Annotated in this window: 33 protein-coding genes; 13 read left to right on the top strand and 20 right to left on the bottom strand. The window is 57.2% G+C overall.

All coding sequences use genetic code 11. The features are described 5' to 3' along the window. Window positions 1-31: 31 nt before the first annotated feature. The gene (locus FAES_RS30630; protein ID WP_041257979.1) at window positions 32-3,970 is read left to right on the top strand and encodes an alpha-amylase family protein; all 3,939 of its coding nucleotides are present in this window, start codon (window positions 32-34) and stop codon (window positions 3,968-3,970) included. 151 nt (window positions 3,971-4,121) lie between these two features. On the opposite strand, the gene FAES_RS30745 is transcribed toward FAES_RS30630, so the two are convergent. After that, window positions 4,122-4,250, bottom strand: a complete 129-nt coding sequence (locus FAES_RS30745) for a hypothetical protein (RefSeq protein WP_262493788.1) — start codon at window positions 4,248-4,250, stop codon at window positions 4,122-4,124. A gap of 72 nt (window positions 4,251-4,322) precedes the next feature. On the opposite strand from FAES_RS30745, the gene FAES_RS16320 reads away from it, so the two are divergent. Genes FAES_RS16320 through FAES_RS16265 form a run of 12 tightly spaced genes read left to right on the top strand, consistent with a single transcriptional unit; the run spans window position 4,323 to window position 14,108 of the window. After that, entirely contained in the window at window positions 4,323-5,252 is a 930-nt protein-coding gene (locus FAES_RS16320; protein ID WP_041257977.1) for a hypothetical protein, read from the top strand. 24 nt (window positions 5,253-5,276) lie between these two features. Then, entirely contained in the window at window positions 5,277-7,433 is a 2,157-nt protein-coding gene (locus FAES_RS16315; RefSeq protein WP_015332344.1) for a NosD domain-containing protein, read from the top strand. A 2-nt stretch (window positions 7,434-7,435) separates the two neighbouring features. Continuing rightward, window positions 7,436-8,155, top strand: a complete 720-nt coding sequence (locus FAES_RS16310) for a hypothetical protein (RefSeq protein ID WP_015332343.1) — start codon at window positions 7,436-7,438, stop codon at window positions 8,153-8,155. Continuing rightward, window positions 8,155-9,969, top strand: coding sequence for a phage head spike fiber domain-containing protein (locus tag FAES_RS30090; protein ID WP_015332342.1), 1,815 nt, complete (start codon window positions 8,155-8,157; stop codon window positions 9,967-9,969). The genes FAES_RS16310 and FAES_RS30090 overlap by 1 nt, the downstream gene beginning before the upstream one ends. Before the next feature lie 11 nt (window positions 9,970-9,980). Further along, complete coding sequence (locus FAES_RS16300) at window positions 9,981-10,358, top strand: hypothetical protein (protein ID WP_015332341.1); 378 nt, start codon at window positions 9,981-9,983, stop codon at window positions 10,356-10,358. A 47-nt stretch (window positions 10,359-10,405) separates the two neighbouring features. Beyond that, a complete protein-coding gene (locus FAES_RS16295; RefSeq protein WP_015332340.1) occupies window positions 10,406-10,819 on the top strand; it encodes a hypothetical protein in 414 nt (137 codons plus the stop codon). Window positions 10,820-10,821: 2 nt separating this feature from the next. Beyond that, window positions 10,822-11,454 carry a hypothetical protein gene (locus tag FAES_RS16290; RefSeq protein ID WP_015332339.1) on the top strand — a complete coding sequence of 211 codons (633 nt, stop codon included), beginning with the start codon at window positions 10,822-10,824 and terminating at the stop codon, window positions 11,452-11,454. A 33-nt stretch (window positions 11,455-11,487) separates the two neighbouring features. Continuing rightward, window positions 11,488-11,967, top strand: coding sequence for a hypothetical protein (locus FAES_RS16285; RefSeq protein WP_015332338.1), 480 nt, complete (start codon window positions 11,488-11,490; stop codon window positions 11,965-11,967). Then, window positions 11,960-12,400: a hypothetical protein gene (locus FAES_RS16280; protein ID WP_041257972.1), complete on the top strand. Its 441-nt coding sequence runs from the start codon at window positions 11,960-11,962 to the stop codon at window positions 12,398-12,400. Before FAES_RS16285 ends, FAES_RS16280 begins: the two co-directional genes overlap by 8 nt. After that, on the top strand, window positions 12,397-13,233 hold the full coding sequence (locus tag FAES_RS16275) for a glycosyltransferase family 9 protein (protein WP_015332336.1): 837 nt from the start codon (window positions 12,397-12,399) through the stop codon (window positions 13,231-13,233). The genes FAES_RS16280 and FAES_RS16275 overlap by 4 nt, the downstream gene beginning before the upstream one ends. Beyond that, the gene (locus FAES_RS16270) at window positions 13,230-13,517 is read left to right on the top strand and encodes a hypothetical protein (RefSeq protein ID WP_015332335.1); all 288 of its coding nucleotides are present in this window, start codon (window positions 13,230-13,232) and stop codon (window positions 13,515-13,517) included. Before FAES_RS16275 ends, FAES_RS16270 begins: the two co-directional genes overlap by 4 nt. Before the next feature lie 9 nt (window positions 13,518-13,526). Continuing rightward, complete coding sequence (locus FAES_RS16265) at window positions 13,527-14,108, top strand: glycoside hydrolase family 108 protein (RefSeq protein ID WP_015332334.1); 582 nt, start codon at window positions 13,527-13,529, stop codon at window positions 14,106-14,108. Between the two features lie 98 nt (window positions 14,109-14,206). On the opposite strand, the gene FAES_RS16260 is transcribed toward FAES_RS16265, so the two are convergent. The 19 genes from FAES_RS16260 to FAES_RS30740 are packed head-to-tail and all read right to left on the bottom strand — an operon-like array spanning window position 14,207 to window position 26,399. Beyond that, complete coding sequence (locus FAES_RS16260; protein ID WP_015332333.1) at window positions 14,207-15,031, bottom strand: hypothetical protein; 825 nt, start codon at window positions 15,029-15,031, stop codon at window positions 14,207-14,209. Between the two features lie 17 nt (window positions 15,032-15,048). Beyond that, a complete protein-coding gene (locus FAES_RS16255) occupies window positions 15,049-15,408 on the bottom strand; it encodes a hypothetical protein (protein ID WP_015332332.1) in 360 nt (119 codons plus the stop codon). A 15-nt stretch (window positions 15,409-15,423) separates the two neighbouring features. Further along, window positions 15,424-15,672, bottom strand: a complete 249-nt coding sequence (locus FAES_RS16250; protein WP_041257971.1) for a hypothetical protein — start codon at window positions 15,670-15,672, stop codon at window positions 15,424-15,426. Continuing rightward, the gene (locus FAES_RS16245; protein WP_015332331.1) at window positions 15,665-16,327 is read right to left on the bottom strand and encodes a hypothetical protein; all 663 of its coding nucleotides are present in this window, start codon (window positions 16,325-16,327) and stop codon (window positions 15,665-15,667) included. The genes FAES_RS16250 and FAES_RS16245 overlap by 8 nt, the downstream gene beginning before the upstream one ends. Before the next feature lie 3 nt (window positions 16,328-16,330). Then, complete coding sequence (locus FAES_RS16240; RefSeq protein WP_015332330.1) at window positions 16,331-16,738, bottom strand: hypothetical protein; 408 nt, start codon at window positions 16,736-16,738, stop codon at window positions 16,331-16,333. Beyond that, on the bottom strand, window positions 16,735-17,289 hold the full coding sequence (locus tag FAES_RS16235) for an ASCH domain-containing protein (RefSeq protein ID WP_158408787.1): 555 nt from the start codon (window positions 17,287-17,289) through the stop codon (window positions 16,735-16,737). Before FAES_RS16235 ends, FAES_RS16240 begins: the two co-directional genes overlap by 4 nt. Further along, entirely contained in the window at window positions 17,261-18,529 is a 1,269-nt protein-coding gene (locus FAES_RS16230) for an HAD-IIIA family hydrolase (RefSeq protein ID WP_041257969.1), read from the bottom strand. Before FAES_RS16230 ends, FAES_RS16235 begins: the two co-directional genes overlap by 29 nt. Window position 18,530: 1 nt before the next feature. Further along, window positions 18,531-18,863 (bottom strand): hypothetical protein, encoded by a 333-nt coding sequence (locus FAES_RS29060; protein ID WP_051054168.1) that lies wholly within the window; start codon window positions 18,861-18,863, stop codon window positions 18,531-18,533. Between the two features lie 11 nt (window positions 18,864-18,874). Then, complete coding sequence (locus FAES_RS16225; protein WP_015332327.1) at window positions 18,875-19,759, bottom strand: hypothetical protein; 885 nt, start codon at window positions 19,757-19,759, stop codon at window positions 18,875-18,877. Then, window positions 19,756-20,580 (bottom strand): DUF5131 family protein, encoded by an 825-nt coding sequence (locus FAES_RS16220; protein WP_015332326.1) that lies wholly within the window; start codon window positions 20,578-20,580, stop codon window positions 19,756-19,758. Before FAES_RS16220 ends, FAES_RS16225 begins: the two co-directional genes overlap by 4 nt. After that, a complete protein-coding gene (locus FAES_RS16215) occupies window positions 20,570-21,049 on the bottom strand; it encodes a LytR/AlgR family response regulator transcription factor (RefSeq protein ID WP_158408786.1) in 480 nt (159 codons plus the stop codon). The genes FAES_RS16220 and FAES_RS16215 overlap by 11 nt, the downstream gene beginning before the upstream one ends. After that, entirely contained in the window at window positions 21,046-21,351 is a 306-nt protein-coding gene (locus tag FAES_RS16210; protein WP_015332324.1) for a hypothetical protein, read from the bottom strand. Before FAES_RS16210 ends, FAES_RS16215 begins: the two co-directional genes overlap by 4 nt. Continuing rightward, window positions 21,344-22,345 carry a P-loop NTPase family protein gene (locus FAES_RS16205; RefSeq protein WP_015332323.1) on the bottom strand — a complete coding sequence of 334 codons (1,002 nt, stop codon included), beginning with the start codon at window positions 22,343-22,345 and terminating at the stop codon, window positions 21,344-21,346. The genes FAES_RS16210 and FAES_RS16205 overlap by 8 nt, the downstream gene beginning before the upstream one ends. Next, a complete protein-coding gene (locus FAES_RS30085) occupies window positions 22,257-23,348 on the bottom strand; it encodes a helix-turn-helix domain-containing protein (protein WP_015332322.1) in 1,092 nt (363 codons plus the stop codon). Before FAES_RS30085 ends, FAES_RS16205 begins: the two co-directional genes overlap by 89 nt. 1 nt (window position 23,349) lies before the next feature. Further along, complete coding sequence (locus FAES_RS16195; protein WP_015332321.1) at window positions 23,350-23,913, bottom strand: DUF4494 family protein; 564 nt, start codon at window positions 23,911-23,913, stop codon at window positions 23,350-23,352. 14 nt (window positions 23,914-23,927) lie between these two features. Beyond that, window positions 23,928-24,407 (bottom strand): VRR-NUC domain-containing protein, encoded by a 480-nt coding sequence (locus tag FAES_RS29055; RefSeq protein WP_015332320.1) that lies wholly within the window; start codon window positions 24,405-24,407, stop codon window positions 23,928-23,930. After that, window positions 24,407-25,708 carry a hypothetical protein gene (locus FAES_RS16185; protein WP_015332319.1) on the bottom strand — a complete coding sequence of 434 codons (1,302 nt, stop codon included), beginning with the start codon at window positions 25,706-25,708 and terminating at the stop codon, window positions 24,407-24,409. The genes FAES_RS29055 and FAES_RS16185 overlap by 1 nt, the downstream gene beginning before the upstream one ends. Next, complete coding sequence (locus tag FAES_RS16180) at window positions 25,708-26,277, bottom strand: hypothetical protein (RefSeq protein WP_041257965.1); 570 nt, start codon at window positions 26,275-26,277, stop codon at window positions 25,708-25,710. Before FAES_RS16180 ends, FAES_RS16185 begins: the two co-directional genes overlap by 1 nt. Further along, entirely contained in the window at window positions 26,274-26,399 is a 126-nt protein-coding gene (locus FAES_RS30740) for a hypothetical protein (protein WP_015332318.1), read from the bottom strand. Before FAES_RS30740 ends, FAES_RS16180 begins: the two co-directional genes overlap by 4 nt. Between the last annotated feature and the right edge of the window lie 2 nt (window positions 26,400-26,401).

The following is a 26,401-nucleotide window of genomic DNA, read 5'->3' as shown; positions in this document are numbered from 1 at the left end:
ATAAAAGTATAATTATACTTTATTGATCACTATGAAACGCTTTAATCAACTACTCGTACTGCTGGGCTTGCTGGGGATGTCGATGGCCAGCCTAGCGCAACCCCGTTCGGCCCCTCGGGAGCAGGGCAACTGGTATTCGTTCCCCGAACAAACCGCGGTCAACACCATCAACGTCCGCCGGTTCAAGAAAAACTGGACCGTATACCCCAATCACCCCGTGCTCGTATCGACGGGGGTGTCGTTCCCCAAGGCGCCCGACGCGCAGCGGATGATCACTAACCTGGGGGTAACGCATTTCGAGGGCGAGCCCGCCGAAGCCGTTGGCGCCACCAACGACCAGCGGTGGTACTTCCACCCGGATCAGGAGATCGCCCACGACACCTACGGCCTGCGGTCACAGTACACGCAGGGCAGTCCTGAGTACACGGCCCTGGAGGCTTACGGTGGCGCCGGTAATGCCAGTACGCCCCGTGAGCAGCGCCTGCTGCCCCGAAACGTATTGCCTGGTTTCTATAACCTGTGGGTCGCCCTGGGCCGATATTCGTACGCGCAGCATTTCAACTCGAACCTGCCACTCGGCGGGGCCGACATCGAGACCTTTCAGGATACGGGCAACGACTCGCTGAACCACGCGGTGCAGCGCGAGTTCAAATTGGGCTGGACGGCGGGCTGGCTGTTGGAGCGCGACGCTCGTGGGCATCGCACCCGGCTGGTCACCTATGGCATTGGCTCGCTGGCGCCTCCGGGCGGCTATTTGGCCAACTTGTATCAGAACGACGTCATGTTTCGCGCCACCAACGGCGACTGGGCGGGCAACGGCAAATGGGTAGACACGTCGGCCAACGAGATGGTTCGGCTAATGCGCCGCAACCAAATCACCTACCTGTGCGAAGATCGCTACTGGCGGGTGACGTGGGGTAATGGTACGGTCTGGCAGAAAAATGGCGATGGGTCCATTAAGACCGATGGGGCTGGCAAAGCCTTGTTTCTGCGTTCGAATTTCCCCACCGCCACCGTCACCAACTTTGGCACCACGGCCCGCGTCTATAGCGACGAGGCCGAGTACTGGGCGCAAAAGGTGTATTATGAGCTGGACGCCATTCAGGCCAACGTGCGTTGGCTGAGTGATACGCCGGCCGAACCCAGTGCCTATGATGGCAATGATGTGCCGGGCAATATCCCGTACGGGAGGGGACCCGTCGCGCGCAGGCCTGGCTTTGAGAAAATCCGCGTAGGGCATTTCCTCCGGCCCACCGACACGGAGGCGGGGACGCAGGAAAACAAGGCAACTGGACAGCGCGAGGACATCGGTGAGCCCGAGTCCAACCGCCGCGTGGTCAACGCCAAGAGCCAGGAATACTCGGCCCTGCTGCGCTGTCTGTTCTACGACCTGGACGTGATCTGGGACGATAAAGGGTATAAAAACCTCACGCAGGCCAAAGCCTATACGGCTGTCGAGGGCGGTGTAACCGTTACGAAAACCCCGATCCACTTCGGGGGCGTGGAGGCGACGTTTAATGGGCTCTTCCGCGCGCGCCAGTTTCCCAAATACTTCGAGCTGAAGGACCAGAACAAGATCGAGTTCATCTGGCCGAAAAGAGGCATCCGAAAAGCCAACAATGTAGCGGGAGAATACGTCTGGGAAAAGCCTACGATAGCCCTGATGAAGGAAGTCGGTGGTCGGGGCGTAGGGTTCGTGGGTGGTTTCCTTGTTCAGGACATCGGCAACCCGGCGCATGACACCCCCGTCAAGGTGTGGATCGAGCTGCCCGATGGCCGCAAGACCGGCTCCTACCTCTTCATGCTGAAGGATCGGAATACGGTCTGGGATTGGTGGCAGCTGCCAGCCGGTTTCGAGAACGCCCGTCCCCAGGATTTCCGCATTCAGTTCCGCAGTTTGCCGGTGGGCACGACATCGGGTTATCGTACCATAACGTGGACCGGCGATTACAATGTCGAGTGGACCGGGGCGAATCCCTCGCCGCCGCCCGTCGTAACGCCGACCGGCTCGAACACGTCGACGACGACGGGTGGGGGCTCAACCACCAACGTGGTTGCCTGTAGCTCCATCACCGAGGCGCAGACGATTCTGACTGTCGGCTCGGAGGTTATCAAGGCTTACCGTCAGGATGGGGTCACGCTGTACGCGGCCAACACGCAGGGCGTTTTCCGGTCGCAAAGTTATTTGTTAGCCAACGGATATTCGGGTAGTTCATTGAGCTGCTTCCCGGAAACCGACCCGCGTATCTCCACGACCAATGTCGTTCGGGGCTCCTCGACAGCTACCTGCTCATGGGCTATGTCGCTGGGCGAACCCGTCTGCACTGGTAGCGGCACCTACAAAGTACCCTTCACCGTGCAGGATAACGGCACGTACTGGAGCGTACCCAGTGGCAAGCTGAATTTCGATAATCATTACGCGGAGAACATTACCGTCGGCCAGTCGTTCACGATCGCTGGTACGTATAATGGCTGTACTCAGTGGCGCAGTGTTCAGCTTGTTTCGTGTAGTGGTGGCACCTCGACGACGGTCGTATCGACGACGACGACGCCGGGTGATCCGTTTGTTTCGTACGCTCAGGCGTTCCGCAGTCAGCGGTTCGTTGGCCCCCAGATTTTCCTCTACGGTAGTGGGATTTCGCCGATCGATCAGGAGATCGTCACCATCGCCGCCGACAACGGAGCCAACCTGCTTGCGCCCTCCTTCCACTGGACCAACTGCGAACCCACACCCGGCAACTATGACTGGGGGTCGGTCGATGCCGCCCTGAATCTGGCGCAGGCCAAAAACATCAAACTGGCCATCCGGCTTGTGGTCACCAGGGGCGAACGCAACAATGAGCCGGCCAAGAACTGGGATAAGTTTTTCTCGACGGCCGACCGGATGCGCGACGAGCGCGGCTACGTCAGTCGCTGGAACGGCGAGGTCGCCTTTTCATATGACTCGCCCGACGCTACCAACCGCGCTGGCCAGTTCATCACGGCCCTGCTGAACCACATCAAGGGGAGCGGGAAGGCTGGACGCATCATCGCCGTATCGGTGGTGGGCAATGGCTACTACGAAGGTGAGTACCAGTCGGGTGCTCAGCCCGCCGACGGCGATCCGGTAACCGATCAGCTTTTCGATTACAGCGAGTTTGCCCGGCAGGCGTTCATCACCCGCATGCAGGCCAAGTACGGCACCATCGCGGCGGCGAATGCGGCCTGGGGTCAGTCGTTTGGATCGTGGGGCGCGGTGCAGCTACCCATTGTGCCACGGGGCGACGGTGGCGATACGCGGGGTGCCTGGGTCTTTGGTAGCACCTACACCCGTGACTTCTATATCAGCCGCACCCAGAGCCTGGCCGGATTCAATAAGGCCATGGCCAATATCATTCGGGCCGTCTCCAGCAACATTCAGGTGTTCTCGGAAAATGGCTCAATGTACGACCGCAACTGCGCGGGTCGCGGGTCGTGGCTGCTGCCGGCCGTCACCGATTTCACCGACGGACGCAAGCAGAACTCGACGCCGTGGTACCCACTGCCCCTGATCCAGGCCATTTCGCAGCAGGGGGGCAAATGGTCGGCCGATGAGGTGTTCTGCTGGAAAGACCAGGGTACGCAGCAGGACTACACGCTGGCACAAAACCTCTTCCATTACAAGGGAGCACTGGACGCCGGTGCGTCGATGGTGGTACTGGCCGGGCCACAAAAATCAGGCTCGGGTGAGGATGCCGGCATCGCTCAGCAAACGCGTGATCGCATCGCTGCGATCTACAGCAACCTGCGCGATACGGGCTACATCTCGGGCTCTCCGCGCTTCGATTACGACGATACCATGACGATTACCACGAGTCAGCTGCTGGCCAACTTCGGCTGGGAGTGGTGGAATGGTACCAGCAGTCTTCAGGCTGATTACAACGCCAAGACCGCAGGCGGCACCAAGCGCGTCCGTATCGTAATGACTAATGACTCCGTACCTCAGCCCTAATCAACCATGAATCGATCGCTGTTTGATCTGCTCTCCGACACCTCCTTTTTTGAGGCGTGCCTGCCTTCACCGCCAGCTGAGCCGCCTGACGACAACGTAGTTAGCCTCAATCACGCATCCTCATCAAAGACAACCTCAACTATCCAGACAACTAAATATTGACCTGCGAATGCCAGACGGTCAGCTCGACGATCTCGTAATGGTCGTCCCAGACAAAAGACGATGGCACCTGGTCAGACCAGTACGGCGAGGTCGACATGCCCATCGACGACACGTTCATCGGAACCCTATAGCTGGTATGCTTCGCTCCGCCACGAGAAATTTAATCACGCTTACAACCCCAACTACTCCAATGAAACGGTTCCTGCGCTCGGCGCTTACTCCTCTGCTTATCCTAGCGTTCGTCTCGGCTGCTAACGCCCAATTCCTGATCACCCGTGACTCCCTGTCGGCGGTGCCCGTCAACCGGGGTTCGCTTTTCTTCAACCCCAATAACCAGTCGCTGTCGGTTCGGTACAACAATGGCACCAACACGACGCTGTATCGTCTGTTTGTGGGTACGCTGACCCAGGGTTTGGGTGATGCCCGGTATGCCCAGCTGTCGGGTAGCTACGCCAACCCCAGCTGGATTAGCTCGCTGGCGTTTTCCAAACTCACCAGCACGCCCACAACGGCCGCTGGCTACGGTATTACGGATGCCGTCGTAACCGGTGGGACCTACAACAACCCGACTTGGTTGGCGGGTCTGGACGCCTCCAAGCTCAACGCAGGTACGTTGCTGGCGGCGCGTCTGGGTACGTTCACGGGTGATGTCACGACCGCTGGTGGTTCCTACGCCACCACGATCAGCACCAATGCTGTGAGTAATACGAAGCTCGCCCAGATGCCCACGATGACCTTCAAGGGTAACAATACGGGAGCGACGGCCAACGCGATCGACCTGACGGTGGGGCAAACCAAGACGGCACTATTACTGGATCAGGTCGACAACACCTCGGATGCCAACAAGCCCGTCAGCACCGCCGCCGCTACAGCGATTGCGCTGAAGTCATCGGCCGTCGAGCTGACCGTAAGCAACCTGGCCCACGGGGGTACGATTACCCACAACCTGAACTCGTCAAAGGTGACGGTACTATTTCGGCCAACGGGCTCCAACTTCTACGACATGAATTATACGTGGTCGGCTGGTACCGCCAACACCATTACGCTCGTCTCCCCGTATGATGGGGCCGGCACGCGTGAAAGTTTCTCTGGCACCATCACCGTCGAGACAGCCAACTAACCCTAATCAACCCCATTTATAGCGATGAAAAAGCTCCTGCTCGTTTGGCTCCTGCTTACCCAGATCACTGCCTGGGGGCAGGAGCTTTCCGCCGACACCACGACCCGGCCCTCCAAGGCTGGGCGTGCCCGGCAGGCGTGGCGTAATGGCCGCCGGTATACCGTCCCCTTCAGCGGGGCCGTCGTTGCCGAACCCAACCTGGTCGACATGCAGCAGCGTAGTTATACGCCGCAGGACTTCGGGGCCAAAGCCGACTCGACGACCGATGACACCCAGGCATTTTTGAAACTGCTGAAGTCGAACCGCAACGTGTTCATTCCGACGGGCGTCTATCGCATCGCGGCCGGTACGTTGACGATTGCCAACGTTCGGCGCCTGAGTATCGTCGCCGCCGACGGGGCGATTATTCTCTCCAGCGACAAGACGCAGCTCAACTGGCTGTTTCAGAATTGTTCCGACGTCAGCCTGAGTGGTGGCAAGTGGGGGTTCTCCCAATCCATCACGGCCAACGGGGGGAACTCCCAGCACATCATGCAGTGGGATAACTGCCAGCGCATCAAGGTCAGCGGCGCCTGGTTCGACAACAGCCCCGAAATGGGCATTGCCTTTACCAACTGCCTGGATGTTCAGTTCAAGGAAAACCGCGTGACGCGCACGTTTCGGGATGGCAGCTATTTCCGCTATTGTGCGCGCGTCAAAGTCCTGGACAACAAGTACGACAACTGCAAAGACGACGCCATCAGCTTCCACGACAAGGACAACCTGATGGCCTACGTACCCAGCGACAAGGCGATCCTCAATAGCTACGGCTACACGCAGTCGACCGACGCGGAGATCGAGCGAAACTACATCACTAACTGCTACCAGGGTATCGCCTCGGTATCGGGTTCAGGCGTGAAGGTCCGCTACAATACGGTCATCAATACGGTCAACGGGGGCATTAGCTTTATGAACTTCCGAACCGATGATCCCGCCGCCACGATCAACGGCGAGATCATCGGCAACACGCTGACCAATACCAACAGCACGGTGACCATCAACGGCACCAGCTACAGCAACAATGGCCAGGCCACGGCGGGGCGGGGGGCGATTGCCATTCTCAGCCTCAACGGCTCCAGTGTTATTTCGTTGTCGGGCGTGAAGCGCAGCACCAACGTTACCGTCAAGGACAATACGATTCTGGGCTCGGGGGCGCTGGGGATGGTCGCCTATAATATCGATGGGTTGACGACCGGTGGCAACCGCTTCCAGGACTGCACGGTAACGGGCAACACGCTGGGGGGCGACGTGGTCGAGGTATGGGAAGTAACCCGTTACAATGACGTGTCCGACAACTCGGTGATCGACACGCGCTCGACGATGCAGCACCAGAAGGCTTACAACTTCTCGGGCGTGTCGGGGGCGGTGGGCCGCTGGCTTTGGCAGAACGTGCCCGTCAACACGGCCGTCACCAAAGTGGGCAACTCGCCCAGCCTGAAGTACTCGGACGACGAAGGTCTTCGGGTAACGGCCCTGAACCTGAAGGTGCCGATGGCTCAACCCAACATCGCCACCGATGGCACGACTTCGTTTGATTCCTTCACCCTTGCAGGTACCTACCAGGTGTCGGGCGGTCCCTGGAGCCTCACGATTAACGCGCCGATCCTGGCGGCAACCGCAGGTAACTTGGAAGTCTTTTTTTCCAATGACGGGATTACCCAGCGGTACACCGATTATACGCCGGGTGGCGTCAAGAGCGCCGTCTGGTTCCGCACCAAATTTGGCGTAACGAGCGCCGGCAACCCGTGGACCGCCTGGCAACGCATGATGACTGATGGCGCCATACCCACGGCGATCTATTCGGTGAGCTATAATACGGCCTCGTGGACGCCCGGCACCTACGTCGACATTATCCCCGAAAACGTCATGGAGTTTCCCTACATCTACGTCATTAAGGTGCTCTATAACCAGCCGGGTATTGAAACGATCGTTCAGTCGTTTGTTGCCCCAGCGGTGTTGACCGGCAGTGGCTCGGCGGCCAGAACCACCAACCTGAGCGCCAACGGCGACACCTATACCGGCACGGCCAAGGGCTTTCTGCTACGCTATGGTCCAGGTAGCAACACGGCCAAGATCATGGCTTCCCCCTCCGTGACGGGGCTAAGTGGCACCATTACCATCTCGTTTGCCAAACTGTTTTAACCATGCGGTATCTCCTTTTTCTTCTCTGGCTGAGCGGGGCGGCAGCCTGGGCGCAGACACCGATCGTCCCGCCGCAACAAAGCGTAGCCAGCGTGACCTCCAACGCCACGCTGGACGCTTCGCAGTATAACGTCTACCGGGTGGGTAACGCGGCCAATGACGTGATCCTGACCATCGACGTGGCCAAGATGATGATCAACCAGACCCTGCTGATCAAGCGTGACGTGGCCCTGTCATCGGGCACCATCACACTGGTCACCAGCAACAGCGCGACGAACCTGATTCAAAACGCCGATGGTACACTGGTGTCCAGCACCACCGTGCCAAGCTGGGCCAATGGCGGTATGGTTCAATATTTCTGGACCGGCACGAACCTGGAACTCGTCAGTAGTTCACCCCGGAAAAACGCCACCGTCACGATCGTCAACGCGGCCGCCAGTGGCGCCATCACCGTGGACTGCTCGCAGTCGTCGAAGATCATTCTGCTCTACACACTGACGGGCAACGTGACGCTCACCTTCACCAATGTAACGCCGGGTGTCGAGCTGTACATCCGGGAGAAGCAGGGCGGCGCTGGTGGGTTTGCCATCACCCTGCCCTCCAGTGTGACCTTCCCCGGCGGCGCGGCTATTGACCGGGGAACGGCTGCTGGCTCGGTTACCACCTTTTCACTCTTTGCCGCCAACGCTACCGAGATCGACGGCTACTACACGAAGTTCTAATGAAGCGCATCCTTCTCTTCTGGCTACTGGCAAGCAGCGCGTGGGCGCAGGGGCCGCGCATGACGTACACGCCTACGCAGGTGCTGAATCTAACAGCAACGACAAGTTGCTGCACGGGCTACACAATAACACGAACGACTCCATCTACAAGGATTAATAACTTGGGAGTGATTGAGCCTGTGTCAACCAACACGGCTCGTATCGAATATGACGCCACTACATTTTCGACTACTCAAAATTTACTTACCCAAAGCGAGAGTTATAATACATCGGATTGGGCTAAGACAAATGTAAGCGTCGTCTCTTCGACTACGATAGCAGGTCCGCTCGGCGGCAGTGTGCCTAAGATAGTAGAGTCATCGGCAACAGGCGGTCACGTTGTTCTTCAATCGTCCAACGCCGCAGGCATATACTGTTGGTCAGTGTATGCTAAAGCCGGTGAACGCAATTGGCTTTGGCTGTATTTCGGCGGAATCTCTGGGGGGTCGGCTTGGTTTGACCTGACGAATGGTGTTGTCGGCACAAATGAGTCAGGCGTGGCAGCACAGATAACCTTTATCGCTAATGGGTGGTACAGGTGCAGTATTACAAAATTAAACAGCGCGGCGGCGCACACTGGTGTTGCTTTTGCTTCATCCCTAGTAAGTGGAACCGGCAGTTATACTGGCGACGGTTCATCGGGGCTATACGTGACAGCCGCACAACTGGAAACAGGAGCATTCCCCAATACATATCGGTCAACTACAACAAGCAGCGTAGGCATGGTCACTTACGCAAAGCCACTGGGCTTGTTGATTGAAGAGGGGCGAACAAACCAGCTTACCTTTTCTCAGGCATTAACAAATGGAGCTTGGGGTAAGGGAGCACAGGTAGTCGTAACGCAAGCTGCGGGGATAAGTCCTTTCGGCGATAACAACACGTTTCAGTTAACGGCGGTAGCTGGCACAGGGAATACATATGTTCGGCAAGGGTTTTCTGTAACGCTAGGCACTACCTATACCTTTTCTGCTTATGTGAAGAAAGTCAATTGGAGTTATGTAGGTATTCGAGCCGGGAATACATCTACCTATGCCAATATCGCCTTCAACTTTGACACTCAGAGTTTTCCAACTCCTGTAAGTGGGTATACCACGGGGTGGAAATATGTGGGCAACGGCTGGTATAGGGTTTGGGTAACTCATACAATCACAGCCACAGACGTGGGGAATATTTTGGCAGGTCTGGCTATTTCGGATATAGGTAACAATGAAGTCAGAACCTACAGCGGAGGCGAAGCGGTATGGGTAACAGGTTGTCAACTCGAAATAGGCGCTTTTCCAACGTCCTATATTCCGGCAACAGGGGCCGCTGTTACGCGTAACGCGGAAGACCTAAAGACGGCATCAGTATCGTGGTTTAATAAATACCAAGGTACGATACTCGTTGATGTTACACCAATCGGTGCCTTGAGCAATAAAGGTATGTTTGGTTTTACGGATGGCACACTGAACAACCGAATTGATTTACGTGCCAACGCTGGCCAACCTTATATAAGTGTTGGCGGCGTCAATCAACTTGTCCCTGGCTCTATTGGTACGAACGGATTTGTGTCAAATCGGTACGGATTTACTTACAGGGTTGGCTCTTCTCAACTGGTGAGAAATGGAGGAACCATTAATACAGCCATTCCAACTTCGCTGCCTACAGCAATCAACCTGTTTCAATTAGGAAACATGGACGGCAACACCGGACAGACCTTTTCCGGCTACATCACCAGCTTTCGTTATTATCCGCTCTCACACGCTGGCAGGCAAATCCAGGCGTGGACCAACTAATCAATCCAACTATGCAAGTCACCATCAACACCGCTGATCCACAAGCACTGGCCTCGGCCTGGCCGCTGCTTTCCGACGCCCAGCGCCAGTCGCTCATCGACAACGGTACGATCGACATCGTCGCCCGCGCCATCAACAACGCCTCCGCCGACTGGATGGCTTATTCAGGGCGCGTCGACATCGAGAGCTGCTACCGCCACAAGGCTACCGACGTGATCGTGGCCAGTTGCGAGCCCGCCGTTGGCATCCCCATCAGCGCCGCCACCTGCCGCAAGATCGCCATGCTGGTGCTGAACGAAGAACCCGACGTGCTGACTAAGCTCGTCGAGCAATGTCACGGCACCATGCCGACGCTCTGGGACCCTGACGCCCAGCCGGTGGTAGACTAACATCATATGCTTTACCCAATTTTTTCACCTAAAACAGTATAATTATCATGAATCTGAAAGGATTTTTTGCCCAAGACAACGCCATCGCCAAACTGACGGGCTGGCTTGTTCTTATTCCCGCGCTCATTACGCTGGCCGTCGAGCACTTCAACCTGCCCGAGTCGATCGTCTTCGGCCTGTCAGTGCTGTCGCTCATCGCCGCCGTGTCAACTCAGACACTGCAAAACAACAGCGTGTACAGCATTTCTGTCTGGATCGCCGCTGGTTTTACCGTGTTGTTGGCGCTGGCCGAAATGGACTACGTAAAAGTCCATTACCCGCAGCTGGCCTCGGTACTGGCCTTCTTAGGATCGGCCTATAAGTTGTATTCGCCGTTCACGGTTCAGAAGATCGGTGACGCCAAGCCCGCCGTCGCTTCTGATCCACAGCTGCCACCTGTACCCACTAAAGAAACCCGCTAAGTATGAACTGGTGGAAGGCAGGTTTTTTTGCGCTACTGGCCGGGATTGCGACCTACGCGGTCGTGATCCTGTTGCCAGATGCGCGCAAGGCACTGAAGCGAGCCCAGGGCTCCGAGGATGAACTGGCTACAAAAGTCGATCAGCTAAGCCGTCAGTTTGATTCGGTCAATGCCCAGTTGCGCATGAAGGATCAGCAGCTATCGGCCGTTAAACTGGCTGGTCAGCAAACCGACGAGCAACAGGCATTAACCCGACTGGCGGCGCTCTACCGCGCGGACCATGCCGATGTGCTGAACCTGACTCGCCAGATCATTACCGACCTGTATCGAACGCAGTACCTGACCGCGCGCGATACAGGTCAAACCACGCGCAACACATTCACGCCGGTGCAGCAGCAGGCGCTGGCGGCCCGGCTCGAAGTGTGTGACTCCTGTGAGGTTCGCCACAGGCAAAGCCGCCTTGCTTTGGCGGTTGCTGGCGAACAAAACCGCCAGCAAGCCGACACGATCAGCGCTTTCCGGAAACATGCCCAGGAAGGCAAGCAGCTCACCCGCCGCAAGCCACCCGCCCTGATTCGCTGGACGTCGCCCTGGGTGCGGGAAGTCTGGGAGCATGCCCAGCACCCGCCTCCTTAACCTCTCAACGCTTTATCCAACAATCGTTTCTGTATGACATCCTGGTGTGAAGTGGCGGCTCATATGCCACTTGCCTTTTACACGTTCTGGTCGGCTGTGGGCTCGGCCGGATGGGCGTTCCAACCAATTCACACCGACCGGCTCAAGGGGCTGATGTCATGGCTGATGGGAACGCTGGTCGGTATTCTGGCTCAGATGCTCGGCGAGGCTTTCATAAAAGGGCTGGCCATCCATTACAAGTTCGAGCTGGACCTGTGCGCGCTCTACACGGTTTCTACCCTCGTCTCTTTTCTGTTCGGGTTGTGGGGAACGGCCTTTGTGCTGGGGATTACGGGGCAGCGGGAAACTATCAAACGCAACCCGTTTTCCTACCTCAAGAACGGCCTGATTCGTCTCTTACGCCTGTCACTCTTTGTACTAACCCATTTTGATAAGATCGATAAGATCACCGCCGACAATGAATCCTTTTCACAATCTAACCGAAACAACGACCACCCTTTGGGTGATGGCTAGCAGCTTCGCACTCTGTGCCATGCTGATTCTGGCAATGCTGTTTGGGCTGGCCGATGAGGCCTCGCCCGGTTATAAAGCAGGGGTGGGCCTGTTATTTCTGATTTGTCTGGCCAGTGCCTGCCTGGCGTACGGGATTGTCTTCAGTACACCACTGCCGGGTGTACTGCGGTGGCTGCGCATCGCCTACCTGTCGGTGATCCCGGCAGGTAGTTTGCTGCCTGTGGTACACGTGCTGCGCGCGCGCATTCCATTTACCCCGGCTGTCGCCCGGCTGGTGGTGGGCTGCAGCGTGATCGTGTTTGGGGGGTGGCTGGCGTCGCTGCCGGCGTATGCCGATGAGGGTGGAACCAGACCACGTACCCAGACGATGCCCTCGGCCCCGCCACCGCGCGAAGACGAGGTAAACCCCAAACCCCGGCCGATCGATCAATGAACCTGCATCTGAGCGCCGACGGGCTGGGCGATACCATCTGTGGCGTGTATGCCGCAGCTGGTATTGCCCGGCACGCGCCGGTTACGTACTGGGCCAAACATCCCGACTGGCTTGGGCGGATCTCGGCGCCGGGGGTGACCATCGCCCGCCACGACGAGCGCCCGGGCGACAGCCTCGATATGAACCTGGGCTACGGCGAGCAGCTGCGCGACTCGGTTTCGCGCAAAGACTGGTACGTGCAGCAGGTGATGGCGCAAACGGGCCTGGTCGATCTGGAGGCCTCGGCGGGCTTTCACGTCGATCGCCGGCAACTGGTGTTGCCCGAGCTGCTACAGGACAAACCGCCCTACGTCGTGCTGGCGCCGTACTCGCTGTGGGAGTCGCGTAACTGGACGGAGGCGGGCTGGGCCCACGTGGTCACGCACCTGCACCGGGCGGGCTACGAGGTGCTGGGTCTGCATACCGACGAGGCGCGGCTACGGCGCACGTTCGGGAGCCGCATCAACCTACTGTGGGGGCTGTCGGCGCCTGAGGTGGTTGATACGCTGCTGGGTGCTGCCGGGGTAATCGGCCTGGATTCGGGTATCACGCACGTGGCGGGCATGCTGGGCGTACCGACGGTGGCCGTCATGGCGCACCTGTCGGTACGGTTGGTGTTTTCACACACAGCTGTGCAGGCGGTGGGTAGTAATGCCTGCGGGTATGCGCCCTGCGGCTGGCAGGTCGACCGGGGATTCAGCGAGGCCTGCGGCCTGCACGGGTGTCACAGCCTGGCCAGCACGTCGGCCAGCGATGTAGCGGCGGCGCTGCTTAAACTCTTGCCACGTCGATGAGAGACCAGGGGTTTGACATCGCGCTGCAGGTGCTGGTGGCCATGGTGCACCGGCGCATCATGCCGGTGCTCCGGCCCTGCCGCGACGGGTCGGGCTGGCAACTGCGGCAGTGCTACGGCCATGAGTGGCGGACGATCGTGTTTCGCGCGGACGGCTCGGTGGCCATGATGCTGATGAATCATGGAACACAGTGCTTTTTCAAAGAATGGCTACCAACGCAGGTCGATGCTGGCCAGCTTATCCAACACTGGCAGATGGGCGCGGCTCAACTGCCCCTAAACTAACCGAATCACATGGCCGATTTCCTAACGGCATACCGCAAAACAATGGGCCACGAAGGGGGCTACGCCAATCATCCAGACGATGAAGGTGGGGAGACCTTCGCGGGAATTGCCCGGAATTCAAATCCGGGCTGGTCAGGCTGGAAACTGATTGATCAACTCAAAAAGACCTACCCGCGGGCGCGGTGGGATGAGGTGATGCTGGGCAATGCGGACCTAATGGCGTGGGTACGTGCACTGTATAAAGCCAACTACTGGGACGTCAACCGGCTCGACCAGGTGAAGAGTCAGGCAATCGCCAACGAACTGTTCGACACAGGTGTGAATATGGGCGTAGAGATCGCGGCGGAGTTTCTGCAGCGGGCGCTGAACATGACCAACGAGAACGCGAAGTTGTACCGGGATATCGCCGTAGACCGGCAGGTTGGGCCAATGACGCTTGGGCTACTGAACACGCACCCAAACTCGTACGATGTCTATAAATGGCTCAACGTCCTGCAGGGCGCGCGCTATGTGCAGATCCTGGAACGAAAGACCCCGCAGGAGGTCTTTGCCCGATCGTGGATCAGCCGGGTCGACTTTGTGAAGATCTAACGACAATTAAGAGGAATAATCAAATAGCCCACTAGCGCTTGCTGGTGGGCTATTTTGTTTGGGATGCGTTTGGATAGAATAGTCCGACTTAGAATATCCTATTTCTGTCGGGGCTGGCTTTGTTTGGCCTTGTTAGGCGCAGGTGTATGTAAAGCTTCGATCAGTTTTTTCGTGGCCGCTAAGCCTTGTCTGGCGGTCGAATAAAGATGATCAGAAGCATGCAAAAGATCTTTATACCGTCGTTCCAGCGCATCGTAACGCCGTTCCTGATAGCGAAGCAGACGTTTATATTCTTGGTCGAACGCATCAATGTACTCTTGTCGATAGATGGATTTTTTGGAATCAATCTGATCGATGATAGCCAGCGTGTCTCCCGTTTTCAAATCTAGGCTATACATGTACCGAGAGGGGTTTAATTCAGTGATCCAGTCGGGCCGGTTGTACGCATTGCGTGTTGGCGTCTTTGCCGTAATCCACTGATTATACCGATAGCCGGGCAAATACAAATGAGTCGTATCCTTATCCAGTACAGCTTTGAAATACATTGGCTCGGAGACCTCCAGTTTAAACAACGTATCGCCATCGGGGCTGAATTTGTAACGGTCCAGTGAATCGACCAGCTGCCGACTGACGGGACGAAACCGGTCTGCGCGCGGCAACACCTCCAGGGAAGTCGATTGGGCAAACGCTGACACGGTGGCCAGCAGGATGAACAAACCCGCTTGGCGGACACAATTTCTGGCCACTTTGGCAATGAAGAATATGACCCGAAACGTACCCAGCACAACCGAATAACTGAAAAACTCGTCGGTTTCCCAGTTGCGGATGCCGGTCTGGTATACGGGTGAAAGACTTTTAGCCGCGGGTCGAAATCGCTCGAAGGCAAGTGTGTATTTCTTGAGAAATTTGCTCTGCTTATACATCGTTGACGTAGGGTAAGTTATTGGAGAAGATCACCGTAACGCTCGTACTGTTGGTCCATTTCGTCCATCAGGGCGTATAGATCGTTCAGGTCTTTTGGCCGCCACTTAAAGCCCTTCGAGTTTTCGACGTACCAGCCGTGCGCGTCAGGTACGTAGGTGAGCATCGTTCGACTGCACTCTTTCGAGTCGATCCAATATAACCGCTCGTCGCGGCCTTCAGGTAAGGGTTCCGTGCCGTGCCGTTCTTGCAGAGTTGAGTCGGAAACTTCAGCACCAAAGGCAATCAGCTCGTCGTGCGTGGGGATTTGCTGGGGTTCTAAATTCTCTTTACCGCCGTAGCTGAACCAGCGGAGATCATCAATGATTGTCGTAGCCATATTGCTAGTTGATTGTTAGTTAGGACAGTTCAGGCCGTTGGCTTCGCGCCACGCCTGCCAGCCCTGTTTGACCAGTTTGTTTCTGTACTTTTTAGCGGCGCGCTCGCTTTTGAAAATCTTCCGGTGTTGCCATAGACTCCGTTTGATCTGGCCATGCTCATCGTACATATTTTCGGCGTCGGGGATGGAACCCGATATGACCGCGTACATACCGGCAGGCACGGGCTTGATGCGGCCCCACGAGACGAATTTCAGATTAGCCATGCTGTTGTTGTTTGAGTTGATCCATACCCCGTTTGGTGAGCGACAGATGATAGCCGACACCATCCATGATTGACCCGTAATCGAAAATGGATTCGAGTCCGAAGTGCTTGCATACCCACTCCTCGATCTGCTCGTAGGTGGGTTTCTCCAGCGTGAAGATTCCTTGCTTACGCAGCGCCCGCAGGAGCGGCTTAGGGAAATGTTCGTCGATGAACGCTTTCTTGGCTTCAGCCTGATCAATCGCCTTTACTACCGGCTTACGCTCGTTAGTGTATTGCAGGCCTGGATGATCGTACACCGAAAGACTGACATCCTGCCCGGCCGCCCGCTTTTCCTGCGTTCGGAATTCAAGCATCGTCCGATATACTTCGTATAAGGTATCCCGGTAGTAGCCTGATTCGTCGCCGGGCTGGTGACCAACGCCGAGGTTTTCATACTCGGCCAAATCTGGAAACAGCGCGCGTTTTAGTCCTTTCAAGAGGCCTTTAACTGTTTCTGGAAATCTGCCCTTCAGTCGAGACTTAATCCCAATCGGCAAGTTGTTTGCCTCGATTTGACCGGCAGTAAAGCGACTGGTGAACTCGAGCGCATCGGCCACCGCAAAAAACTGAGCCTGGGTAAGTTGAAGCGTATAGGTATGAGGTTGTTTAGCCATGTGTTACTCCCACTCGTTGGGTTCGTTATTGAGGAATTTGACGATCTCGTTTATCTGCTGGTCCATCACCGGCAGGAGCCAGGCGTTTTGCGCCAGGCCTATTTTCTCGGTACCGATTGTGATCACGCAGGCCAAACTGTTATCGGTAAGCAGCGCTTTGATCCGCTCGGCTGTCTGTAAATCGGCTACGGCTTCTTCTACGTCGGCCATAATCGAGGGTATGACATCCGGCGCTATTTTGCGAAGTAGGTGACCGATCACGACGAGCTTGCGCCCATCGGCGAGCTGCACGAGCATCGAGCCATTCTTGCCCCGAATGCATTTACCGCGCTCATCCAGTACGGCCGTGCAGCTCGCGCGTTTCAGATCAGGATCGGTCAATCGATCACCTAAGTAGGTGTAGGTCGTCATTGGGCGGTTTCGATCAGGTGACGGTATTCGGTCATATCGAACTTCCAGATGAGTTGCGCGCCGCTGGCCGGAATGGGTTGGGGGAGCCACACTGGGTTGGCCAGCTCCCAGGCAAACCGACCCTCATCTTCGGCGTAATCGCCAAACAGCATTTCACGTACCCATTTGGTATGGTTGACTTTATCCCGGCGTTTCTCTGTTCGCCACTCCTCAACAGGCAGCGTGCGTACCAGATCGACTTTGCCAACGATGGCACCCAGTGGCAACGTATTGGCGTTGTAGCCCATCTGGTTCATTGCCAACTGGAAGTCTTTTATTGTCAGCACCTCGCGCGCGGCACTGTTGAGCGTCTTTGTGGCATGGATCAGGAGCGGGCCCCGATAAAAGGTGTTCCAGCCACGGGTTTCGTATGCCTTCAGCCCATGCACACACAAGGACGCCCAGGGCTGCCACAGGCTTATCGCCTTCATGAGCAGGGGCCGATGGGCGCCGACCTCGGGTTGGGTCGGCGCGTCGAAGAGATTAAGCTGCTGCATCGGGGGTGGGCTCATCGCTTTGTGACGGTTGAGCCGTTTTATAGTTTGCATCCTGTGTGTACCTCGTATCCATGAGTTGGCCTTGCATGTTAATTGCTGGCAACTCACCCAGATTGTCGATCGTGTAGCCCAGTTCGGCCAGCACCTCCGCAAAGCGGAATTCACCAGACAGGCGGGCCTGCACCCAGTTGTAGGGCGCTTCCGGGTACTTGCCGGTAACCGTCGACGACATGGCAATCGTCGAGGCCGGATGCCTACCTTTGCCGGGCGAACTGCTTACAACCAGAAAATGTGTGGTCATTTCAACTGATATTTTTCCGCTCTTGGAAAATGCCAGCGTGTGCGGTACCGACAAGGAGAACAGCAGGGCCATGCCCCGTTCGTACCAACCCTGTTCGCCGGTCAGCACCCGGACGAAGTGCGCCGTTTTGGGGGCGGCAGGTACGTTGCCTTGGCTACGTAGGTGATCGATCTGGGCGGCGATCAGCGAGCCCGCCACCGCTAGCCGTTCCTCCAGAGACTTGTTGAGAATCTTTTCCCGAAACGGATCGACCCATCCATTAGGCCAGCGGTCAGAAAACTCCCGCTTCGGGTCGATAGCAAACAGGGCGGCGTCGATCAATTCGCCGTTTTTATACTGCGCATCGGTAGCGTCCCAGCCGTGTTTGTAATGGTGATCGTTACGCTCGGCCACAATCAAATCGGCCCCGTCAGGTTCGTAGCGGGGGTGATCCGTACCCTTTGCCACCAGAAAGTCCCACGCCCACTGAAAGCCGATGCGGGCATTGCGGGCGCATTTGGCATCGTCCGACCCATCGCCGACAAACAGGCTGTTGCTGTAGTCGACAATAAACCCATTGTCGAACAGATAGGACTCCGCCCGGGTCAGCATACCGTAATCTGGCTTGCGCCAGAGCGACCGCCAGTTGAATTCAGCGATGTGACCACCCTCCATATACGGGCACGAATACATGCCCACGAACGGATTTTGGGCAAACAGGTTAGCCGTGAAGCGAAGTTCTTCGTCAACCGCTTCCTCGGTCTTATGACCGTGGGCGACCCCGCCCTGGTTAGTGACCGCTACAATCAAGTAGCCAGCCTGAACGTACGCCATAATCCGCGCCTCGATACCGGGTATAAGTTCAAAGTCATCGGACGCAGTATTAAACGTTTTGCCGGATTTGGGGCGGCGGACGGTGCCGTCCAAGTCCATAAACAGCACGGGTTTTTTCTGAAAATTGTCAGGATTGTGCATGCTAGTTGGGGGTTGAGGTGAGCGGAAAGCCCAGTCGGGATTGTAATTGGTTTCGATAGCGTTCGACATCGACGGCCGTCGGCTCGGGGGCGGGGGGCGCCTCCAGCCGGGTGATAAAGGCCTCAAGGTGCTGGGCGCCTTCGGCCGAGTGCATGTACTGTCGCTGGCAATTTTTGGAGCAGACGAGAATGCTGGCGTGCTGGGTACCGTCCCGAATGGGGAAGTTGGCCATGCGCCAACCGGATGTGGACACCGTGGCCCCGCAGCTGTTGCAGAACGGGTCGGGCGGCGGGGTGTCGAGTTTTTTAAATCGTAGATCGACGGGTTTAATCATAATTCTACTGTTTACAAAGGTGATAAAAAGGGGTAGGCTTTCCAGATAGCCTCGTTGACGCGCTCTTTTAGCCGGTCAGCACTTTGATCGGCGTCGACCTTACCGTAGAGCCGGTTAAGCTCGTGGTGATAATGGGTCAGTTCGTGGCGCAGGTAGTTGGTCGTGATCCGCTGCAAAAACGGCCAGTCGCTGTCGGAGGTGGCTGGTTCCCATTCCCATTCTACATCACGGCCGCGCTCATAACCCCGCCAGCATTTGGCATCCTGCCGCTTGTTGAAATGCGCGCAGGCCGCCTCGATCAGTACCTGCCGGTCGATGCTTGGTACCTCGATCACCAGATTTTCCAGATACTCCGTCAGCCGCGCGCGCTTGGTCTGCACGCCCGTCTGGGCCCGCTTGCTCCGTGTGATTGCCCCAGCCGCGGCCTGTTGCCAAAGCTCGGTCGCTTCAATTTCCAGAATGCGCGTCAGGCTAAACAGCTTTACCGCGTGGCCCGACTTGTAATGCGGATTGCGGCGAAACTTGCAGGGGACGGCCATGAAGGTTTTAAGCATCGCTCCGGTCCAGCCTTTGCGGTCCAGCACGCCCGTCTGCGTCAGGTACGTTGAATCGTCGCCCGTTTTGGGCAGGGTAATGTCGGGCGATGCCTGGCCAAGCCGGTAGGCCTGGGCGCCTTCGTCGCGCACCGTCAGCTGAAAGGCGTACTGGCCTGAGCTAGCGCAGGCGGAGGCGAGTACATCGACCGTCTGGCCGATTGTTTCGGCTCGGGCGGGCTTCACAAAGCGCAGACACTCCCGGCAGGCCGGGGCAAACTGATCGGTGAGCCAGTAGCCGCCGCAGCCAGACGGCGCGGAAGCGGGTTCCCGGCGGTTGGATTTGCGGTGACGACGGCTCATGCGTAGGCGGGGAATTCGTGAATGAGCAGATCCGCCGGAACGGGCTGCACTTTATCCCACTGTTTCATAAAAAACGGCACGCCCTGCTCGCGGCTGATATCGCGCAGCCGACGGGCCCAGTCCGGATTGAAGGGGCGGCGTAAGCCCCCTGATTCCCCGCCGACGATGAGCCAGTCGATACCCGTCAGGTCCAGCTCGGGAATGTAGGCGATCTGGGGTTCAAGGCTCACGAAGCGCCGACCCGGTACGGCGCGCAGTAGATCCAGGAGCCGCAGGTTGGCGGGCTCGGAAATGCTGGTGCCGAACATGACGTTTTGGGGCGGCGCCGTACGCCACTCGGGCGGCGAGAACTTCAGAATGTTGCTCGGCCGTTTGGTCAGCAGCAGGTGCCACAGATTCGGCGTGGCCGGCACGACGGTTTGCAGGTAGCGGTCGCGCAGAAAGCCCGTGGTGAGCGGTACCGATACGCCCTCGACCTCGTGGTACACGTCTTTATCCAACCAGTCGACGGTGGCCATTGACTTTTCGTAAATGTCCATCATCGAGCCGAACACCCGGTGCATTTCGCCCGCTTTCTGAGCCGCGCGCTGCCAGCTCCGCAGGTTATCCCAGATGCTCTTGATAACCAGTCGGCGCGCGCGCTCGGGGTCCCACAGGCGTTTGTCTTTATGGTGGCGGTTAGCCCACTTCCGGGCATAACATTCCCGGCAGCCCGCGTGCACCTCTTCACAGCCCCACCACAAGTTGCCGGTATGGCCGGGCATTAGCGAACCGTCGGCGCGCTGGGGCCGTAGCCATTCGATCGTTGATTCAGTTGCCATGCCGTCCAATGGGTCTTAAGGTGATGGATGTAATTAGTGGTCTGGTGCAGTACGCGTGTCCGCTGGGTTGAAGCCCAGCCAACTGTCTTTCGCGCAGGTACGTTACCCAGGCCTGTTTGGTGGCCACCAGCTCGCGGCGCGATATGTCGATGGTCATGCCGTTATGCAGTTGCAGCTGCTGAGGCCCGGACCAGTCGACTACGTACCGCAGGTTCACGATGTGACGCCTATGCACGCGGACGAAATGTGCTCCGCTTATCCGTTGGCCCATTTTGGCCAAGGTGATGCCAAACGTAACCTGCCCGCTGGTGGTCACCAGTTGCGTGTAATTGCCATTTCCTCGCAGATAGATGATCTGACTGATAGGCACGAACTGGTATTTCTTTCCGATCAGCAGCCGCAAACTACCAGGTAGCCGTCGGTGTAACATGGGTTCGTGGTTGGGTCGTTTGGGGGCTGGTCTGTTCATGATCGGTTCGGGGTTTGTTCGGGCCACTCGCATGGATTTTCGAATACATCATCGATCAGGCGGGTATACGCCGACCGATCGCCGTACAGGGTATCATAGGACGTAATTTGCGGCTGGCCGTTTCGATCAGTGGTCACCAGCGGCTGGCGCTCGATGGTGACTTTTTTTTCGGTCAGCGTTAGCTGGTGGATGAGGCCCAGTGAACCGGCTTTGCCGACGATAACGCCCACCTCGGGCGGGGTCTTCTTTTTGGGGGCATTGGGGTTGTTGATGGGATCAACTGTTTTTTTGCGTTTAGCCATGATGTAGGGTTGATTTATTGCGTTTTGAGCGGCCCTGATAGTGAATGCATTGGGTCCATTGCTTGAAGCGGTCGCCGAGTACGGTACCATAATGCTCGGGCGATTCAAGCTGCTTGGGCAGCAGGTTGGAGGTGAAGTGCGTCTTGAGCCGGTTCTGTACAAATTGCCGGTAGCGGAACGTCAGCAGGTGGGCAAAGCCATCGCGCCGTTCGGAGTAAGCCTGGGCAACCCGCTCCTCACGGCCCAGATCATCCATGGTCAGTAAGCCGAATTTGTAGGGTGTAAGGGCCGCAAAGGATTTCTTGACCGATACCTCGTCCATCATGTCCTCGGTGGGAATCACCCGCATTTGCTCGGCGGGTGGCGCTATTTCCCGCAACAGGGTAGCGAAGCAGTCGAACACGAACGTTTTGCCAACGCCCGCCTCGCCATAGAGGTAAATGCCTCGGGTCAGGTCATAGGGGCATTTCTCGTGGCCCCAGAAATACAGCAGCAGGTTGAACATGATATCCATATCGACATCCTCCTCGCTGATGGTACGGTTTTCCCGAGCCAGTTCCATACCGATGATGTACTCCAGCAGCTCGCTGCCCTGGCTGAGCGTGAGCGTCGGGCGCCAGAGCGGCTTGTTGTACTTTTCAGTCAGTGATTGAAGTGCCCGGTTGTAGAGCTGCGCGCGTTCGGCTTCGGGCGTGATGGGTTCGGGCTGGGGCTGGGTGCGTGGCGGTACCACGACGACCGCCGATTCGGGTTTCACGCCCATCACCCGGTCACGCCACCGATCGGCGCCGCTGGAGGGCACGGGTACGTCTCGATTCAGCAGGCCGGTATCTTCTGGAAAAAAGAACTTACCAGGAGCGACCTCGCCAATACTCAGTTCCGTTGGCTCGCCGTCGCCCGTTGGCTCACCAGCCGCCAGCGTCTGAATAATCTCTGCCGCCGAGGTCGGCTCGTGTTCGGCTGGTAGGGTCGGTGTTTGTGGGAGCTTGCTCATGACGTTTGTATTGATGTTTTTCGAACTGACGACGGGCCCAATCCCACAGGTGACTGGTGCAATCGGAATAGTCCCGGTGTTTTTTGTTCTTCGAAATCTGCTCTTGGAAGAAGGCGGCGATGCGCTCAAGCATGACCTCTCGACTGGCTGGCTTGAGTGTCGATTCCATGCCGGCGAGGTATTCGGTTTCCTGGGTCAGTATTTTCTGATGCCAGTAGTGGAGTCGATCGACGATCTGTGGCCGGTTCTGTGGCTCCTGGGTTTCCCAATGAGGCAAAGGAGCCGAGGCGGGTTGAAGGCTGGCCGGGGGCGAGGGGGTAGGGGGAGTGGGGGCCGCCGGGGGTGGTTGTTGCGGAGGTGGTGTTACCGCTTGGGGCGGGCCTTGAGGTTTAACAATTTGTTTACCCTCTTTTTTGGATTGAGGCTTAACAGATTGTTTACCCCCAGCGCGCGCGCCTTTTTTTAATTTTATATTTCTTTTTATAATAAGAGTGGCTTCACTTTTTGTTAAGGCTCCATTAACAAGTTGTTGAGACTGATTTAACAGATTGTGAAGGCTACCCACACCATTTGTTAAGGTTGAAGGTTCACAAGTTGTTAAGCCTACATTAACCGATGGTGAAGGCTGATGTAACAGATTGTTAAGGCTCAGCGGTGGGTACAACCCCGGCGGCGGTACGTAACTGGCCGTCGGAAAGGAGGCGGAATCCATGCCGTCGACCGCCATCACCAGCACCGTCGTCGGCGTCAGCGTTCGGTCCCGACCGATCCTGCCGCGCGTCAGGGTGCCAATGTCTTCAAGGGTCGTAATGGCCCGGGCGATCGAGTTGGGATGATGGCGGGTAACGGCCGCCAACTGATCGTTGGTGTCCGTGCAGATGCCCCCATTGTGGCGCGCGCGGTAGCAGATCTGGGCCAGTACCATCTTTTCCTGATCAGACAGGTCGATGAGGTCCAGAATGTCGTTGGGGATAAACACCCCTTTCTGTGATGCACTATCCATATTATTGACCGAACAGGCCTAATTGAGAGGGCCGCTGTCGAGGCTGCCCCTGGTTACGTTTGGGTACTTTTGCGGTGGCGGTTTTCTCGTCGTACTCGACGTAGCGTTTGTCAGCCAGCGCCTCCGAGCGGTTTTTGAAATCACTAATCCACTGATCCGACGTCGGGTGATAGACCGTCAGGATACCACTGCGTTTGGCCCCCGCTATTGACTTGATGGAGGTATTATCCCGATAAGCACGCTCGGCACGCTCTTCGGCCTGCGACACCTTATCGGCCGCCACAAGGCAGGTAAACGTGCGCTCGCGGCCTTCGTCGTCCTCTTCCACGCAGGTCACGTCGAAGAAGTATTTGCCTCCTACCTGAAAGTGAACATCCCGGTATTTGCTGGCCACATTGACGCCTACATTCATCGGGTTCTTCATGCGATCTAGGTGCACGACAAGCGTCTGGTTGGCCACGTCGACCAGGCTGGTGCCGTCGTGCAGGTGCACCTCGTTTCGGTAGGTGATATCCCCCTTCGCGTTCTGCCAGCGAAAGCGGATCTTACTGGTGTACCAATTCATGATAATTAAGGTGTTTATTGCGTGAAATAATCGCTCAGGTAGTCCTCGGTGATGGCCACGGCTTTTTCCCAAGTGTCGGGCACTTCGACCCGGTAACCCTGCTTGCGGAGCATGGCATGAACGCGGAGCTGATTGGCCTGGGCTTTGCCCTTCAGCCGCTTCAACTCCATGTACAGGCCTGGGTACCGCCGGGTGACCACCGCCAGACAGACATCACACATACCGGGGTAAAGCCCCTCGTCCAGCAGGTGTTGGGCCGCGGCAATTGTCCGTTCACCACCGTTTGGGATGGCGTACAGCAAAAAGTCGCGGTACTTCGGGTTGCGATAGAACCAGTCGAAATAGCGGGCCTGAATGTCGTGTTCGAAGCGGTCGACATGCTGGGCCCGAAACGTGGCCGCGTCCAAGGTTTCGCCCGTTTGGCGGCCAGCTTTAGTAGCCTTTGACTTTTTGGGTTTACCACCGAACTGCGCCTGATACTCGTCGGCGTGCATCAGCTCTGGCGTTTCTTGGTGACGACCTTATCGAGCAGCAGTTCGTACCCATCAGCTGATTGGGTGGTCGAAATGGGGAGTTCTGAGGTCGATTCGTAGTGGAGAAAGCCAAGCAGCTTTTTCATGAGCCCCCGACTAGAGAAAGAAAAGCCAGCCTGATCGGTTTTAGACTTTTGAAAGGGGAACCCAACGCCAGCAGGCCGATCAAAGCGGATGAAAAGCCGCCCGTCAAGGCGGGTGAATTCGACGGTTTGCGTCTGCTTCAGCCCTAATGTTTGAACGGCTGCCTGATTGATTCGAAAGGCAGACCCTTTGGGAATCAGCGTTATCGACGGGACGCCACTGGGCTGGTTGAAGGAGGCAATGGTCGTGAGGTTCAATACCTCTTTGGTGGCAGGAGTGCCGGATTGGGTTGACATAGAAGTCGGGGGGGATGGTAAATCTGTTTCGATGGGTTGGGGATCGGTAGCTAGTTCCTGGGGTATGACCGGCTCGAAAACCGCCTCAATCGCTTCACCGACTCGATCACCTGTGCCGCCAATGGCAATCATGCCCATATCGTTACCTGCCAGCTTCAGCGCGTTCAGTTCATCGAGCGCTTTGTTGATTACGGCCATATCGACAGGGCCTGATTCCTCGTGGAGAATCGGGATGCCAACGAACTCCCGCCGGGGTAGCGGCTCATCGTCCAACGGATCGAGCGTGCTCGGTTCGTCAGCGGGCTTGCTAGGTACGTTGCCGGCCTGTTTGGCCCTTTGTTCCGCCAGCCACTTTTTCGTTCGACGGGCAGGCCTTGTTTCGCCGGGCGGGGGCGGCGTTGGTTTGGCAGTCTTGGCCCGCGCTTCAGGTACGGTGGCTGGTGTAGTTAGTTGCTCAGAAACTTCCGGTTTTGTCGTCAAGGGCACTAGGCCAATCGTGCCTCTGATTGGTCCCGAATCGTCGTGAATAGACGGCCCCACCTGCCTATTTGGCACAGATAGAACTACGGTGGACGATGGCGGCACGAAAGGCTTCAGGTGCAGCTCATCGGCAATGGCCTGCAGCACCGTCGCTGCCCTGAGCGTTTTGAGCTTGTCAGTCGCCCGAAAGGCCGTTACCCCATCGAGGACCGTTAGTTTCTGCTCCAGGGCGTCGATGTCCTGGCAGCGCAGCACGTCGAAAAAACAGGCGGCTACGCCCAGGCGCTGGGTAAACGCGCGCGTATCGACGTCGACGTAGCTGTGGGTGTTGAACTTACGCAGGCAGTCGGCGATCGCCAGATCCATCGCCGCCAGATCGGGTTGTGAAAAGGAATTTTTCATCAGTAGGGGTGCGCTTGTTTTGGATACGTTGGATCTTCCAGAAAGACGGCCTGACCCTCATCGTAGATCAGCCCGACAACTTTGCCCTGCGCCACCAGATCGTTCAGCAGGATTCGTTTGTTGGGGCCATCGACGCCCGCCAGTTGCGTCTTTCCAAATTCGATGTGCCGGTTGTAGGCGGCTGCCGTGCTTTCCAGTAGCTTCATCTGATCCCGCCACTGCTGCATGTTCAGCGTCTGCGGGGCCAGTGCGCCATACGCTTTGGGCGGCCGGGGTACGTCGGCCGGAGGCGGGGTGAGTACGTCGGCAAGGGGTGGTGTCGGCGGCGATTCGTCCGCTGGCTGCTCTACGGGTGGCGGAGGCGGAGCGGGCTCGGGAAACGCCGTGGCCCTGGGTTTGGGGGGCTTTTTTGAGCGCGTACCCAGCGACATACACAGCTGGGCGATTTCGTATAATCGATGGTCAATGGCGTCATGAAACTCCCGATCGGCATCGTCCGGTATCTGGGCGTGGAGCTTGAAGCGCAACGCCTGTACGTTGGCTCCCAGGTTGATATAATACTTTTTCATAGGCTGTCGGTCAGCAGGTAGTAGAAGCCGATCAAGACTAGCAGGCCAACTAGTAGCGACGCCACGACGCTGGGTAGGGGAAAGGCCTGCAGCCAATCCCGAAGTGGGTGATGCTCGGACATAA

The organism is Fibrella aestuarina BUZ 2 (genome assembly GCF_000331105.1).
In the GTDB taxonomy this organism is placed as follows: domain Bacteria; phylum Bacteroidota; class Bacteroidia; order Cytophagales; family Spirosomataceae; genus Fibrella; species Fibrella aestuarina.
This window is presented reverse-complemented; position numbering and strand designations above follow the sequence as displayed.

What these genes read in the sequence shown, in the direction of transcription:
- FAES_RS30630 (WP_041257979.1), top strand. Translation starts at nt 32, where the DNA reads ATGAAACGCTTTAATCAACTACTCGTACTGCTGGGCTTGCTGGGGATG.
- FAES_RS30740 (WP_015332318.1), bottom strand. Translation starts at nt 26,399, where the DNA reads ATGTCCGAGCATCACCCACTTCGGGATTGGCTGCAGGCCTTTCCCCTA.
- FAES_RS16265 (WP_015332334.1), top strand. Translation starts at nt 13,527, where the DNA reads ATGGCCGATTTCCTAACGGCATACCGCAAAACAATGGGCCACGAAGGG.
- FAES_RS16275 (WP_015332336.1), top strand. Translation starts at nt 12,397, where the DNA reads ATGAACCTGCATCTGAGCGCCGACGGGCTGGGCGATACCATCTGTGGC.
- FAES_RS16225 (WP_015332327.1), bottom strand. Translation starts at nt 19,759, where the DNA reads ATGAGCCGTCGTCACCGCAAATCCAACCGCCGGGAACCCGCTTCCGCG.
- FAES_RS16255 (WP_015332332.1), bottom strand. Translation starts at nt 15,408, where the DNA reads ATGGCTACGACAATCATTGATGATCTCCGCTGGTTCAGCTACGGCGGT.
- FAES_RS16310 (WP_015332343.1), top strand. Translation starts at nt 7,436, where the DNA reads ATGCGGTATCTCCTTTTTCTTCTCTGGCTGAGCGGGGCGGCAGCCTGG.
- FAES_RS16320 (WP_041257977.1), top strand. Translation starts at nt 4,323, where the DNA reads ATGAAACGGTTCCTGCGCTCGGCGCTTACTCCTCTGCTTATCCTAGCG.
- FAES_RS16315 (WP_015332344.1), top strand. Translation starts at nt 5,277, where the DNA reads ATGAAAAAGCTCCTGCTCGTTTGGCTCCTGCTTACCCAGATCACTGCC.
- FAES_RS16210 (WP_015332324.1), bottom strand. Translation starts at nt 21,351, where the DNA reads ATGGCTAAACGCAAAAAAACAGTTGATCCCATCAACAACCCCAATGCC.
- FAES_RS16240 (WP_015332330.1), bottom strand. Translation starts at nt 16,738, where the DNA reads ATGACGACCTACACCTACTTAGGTGATCGATTGACCGATCCTGATCTG.
- FAES_RS30745 (WP_262493788.1), bottom strand. Translation starts at nt 4,250, where the DNA reads ATGAACGTGTCGTCGATGGGCATGTCGACCTCGCCGTACTGGTCTGAC.
- FAES_RS16245 (WP_015332331.1), bottom strand. Translation starts at nt 16,327, where the DNA reads ATGGCTAAACAACCTCATACCTATACGCTTCAACTTACCCAGGCTCAG.
- FAES_RS16235 (WP_158408787.1), bottom strand. Translation starts at nt 17,289, where the DNA reads ATGAGCCCACCCCCGATGCAGCAGCTTAATCTCTTCGACGCGCCGACC.
- FAES_RS16215 (WP_158408786.1), bottom strand. Translation starts at nt 21,049, where the DNA reads ATGAACAGACCAGCCCCCAAACGACCCAACCACGAACCCATGTTACAC.
- FAES_RS29060 (WP_051054168.1), bottom strand. Translation starts at nt 18,863, where the DNA reads ATGATTAAACCCGTCGATCTACGATTTAAAAAACTCGACACCCCGCCG.
- FAES_RS30085 (WP_015332322.1), bottom strand. Translation starts at nt 23,348, where the DNA reads ATGGATAGTGCATCACAGAAAGGGGTGTTTATCCCCAACGACATTCTG.
- FAES_RS16280 (WP_041257972.1), top strand. Translation starts at nt 11,960, where the DNA reads ATGGCTAGCAGCTTCGCACTCTGTGCCATGCTGATTCTGGCAATGCTG.
- FAES_RS16285 (WP_015332338.1), top strand. Translation starts at nt 11,488, where the DNA reads ATGACATCCTGGTGTGAAGTGGCGGCTCATATGCCACTTGCCTTTTAC.
- FAES_RS16205 (WP_015332323.1), bottom strand. Translation starts at nt 22,345, where the DNA reads ATGAGCAAGCTCCCACAAACACCGACCCTACCAGCCGAACACGAGCCG.
- FAES_RS16180 (WP_041257965.1), bottom strand. Translation starts at nt 26,277, where the DNA reads ATGAAAAAGTATTATATCAACCTGGGAGCCAACGTACAGGCGTTGCGC.
- FAES_RS29055 (WP_015332320.1), bottom strand. Translation starts at nt 24,407, where the DNA reads ATGCACGCCGACGAGTATCAGGCGCAGTTCGGTGGTAAACCCAAAAAG.
- FAES_RS16295 (WP_015332340.1), top strand. Translation starts at nt 10,406, where the DNA reads ATGAATCTGAAAGGATTTTTTGCCCAAGACAACGCCATCGCCAAACTG.
- FAES_RS30090 (WP_015332342.1), top strand. Translation starts at nt 8,155, where the DNA reads ATGAAGCGCATCCTTCTCTTCTGGCTACTGGCAAGCAGCGCGTGGGCG.
- FAES_RS16270 (WP_015332335.1), top strand. Translation starts at nt 13,230, where the DNA reads ATGAGAGACCAGGGGTTTGACATCGCGCTGCAGGTGCTGGTGGCCATG.
- FAES_RS16220 (WP_015332326.1), bottom strand. Translation starts at nt 20,580, where the DNA reads ATGGCAACTGAATCAACGATCGAATGGCTACGGCCCCAGCGCGCCGAC.
- FAES_RS16185 (WP_015332319.1), bottom strand. Translation starts at nt 25,708, where the DNA reads ATGAAAAATTCCTTTTCACAACCCGATCTGGCGGCGATGGATCTGGCG.
- FAES_RS16260 (WP_015332333.1), bottom strand. Translation starts at nt 15,031, where the DNA reads ATGTATAAGCAGAGCAAATTTCTCAAGAAATACACACTTGCCTTCGAG.
- FAES_RS16195 (WP_015332321.1), bottom strand. Translation starts at nt 23,913, where the DNA reads ATGAATTGGTACACCAGTAAGATCCGCTTTCGCTGGCAGAACGCGAAG.
- FAES_RS16250 (WP_041257971.1), bottom strand. Translation starts at nt 15,672, where the DNA reads ATGGCTAATCTGAAATTCGTCTCGTGGGGCCGCATCAAGCCCGTGCCT.
- FAES_RS16230 (WP_041257969.1), bottom strand. Translation starts at nt 18,529, where the DNA reads ATGCACAATCCTGACAATTTTCAGAAAAAACCCGTGCTGTTTATGGAC.
- FAES_RS16290 (WP_015332339.1), top strand. Translation starts at nt 10,822, where the DNA reads ATGAACTGGTGGAAGGCAGGTTTTTTTGCGCTACTGGCCGGGATTGCG.
- FAES_RS16300 (WP_015332341.1), top strand. Translation starts at nt 9,981, where the DNA reads ATGCAAGTCACCATCAACACCGCTGATCCACAAGCACTGGCCTCGGCC.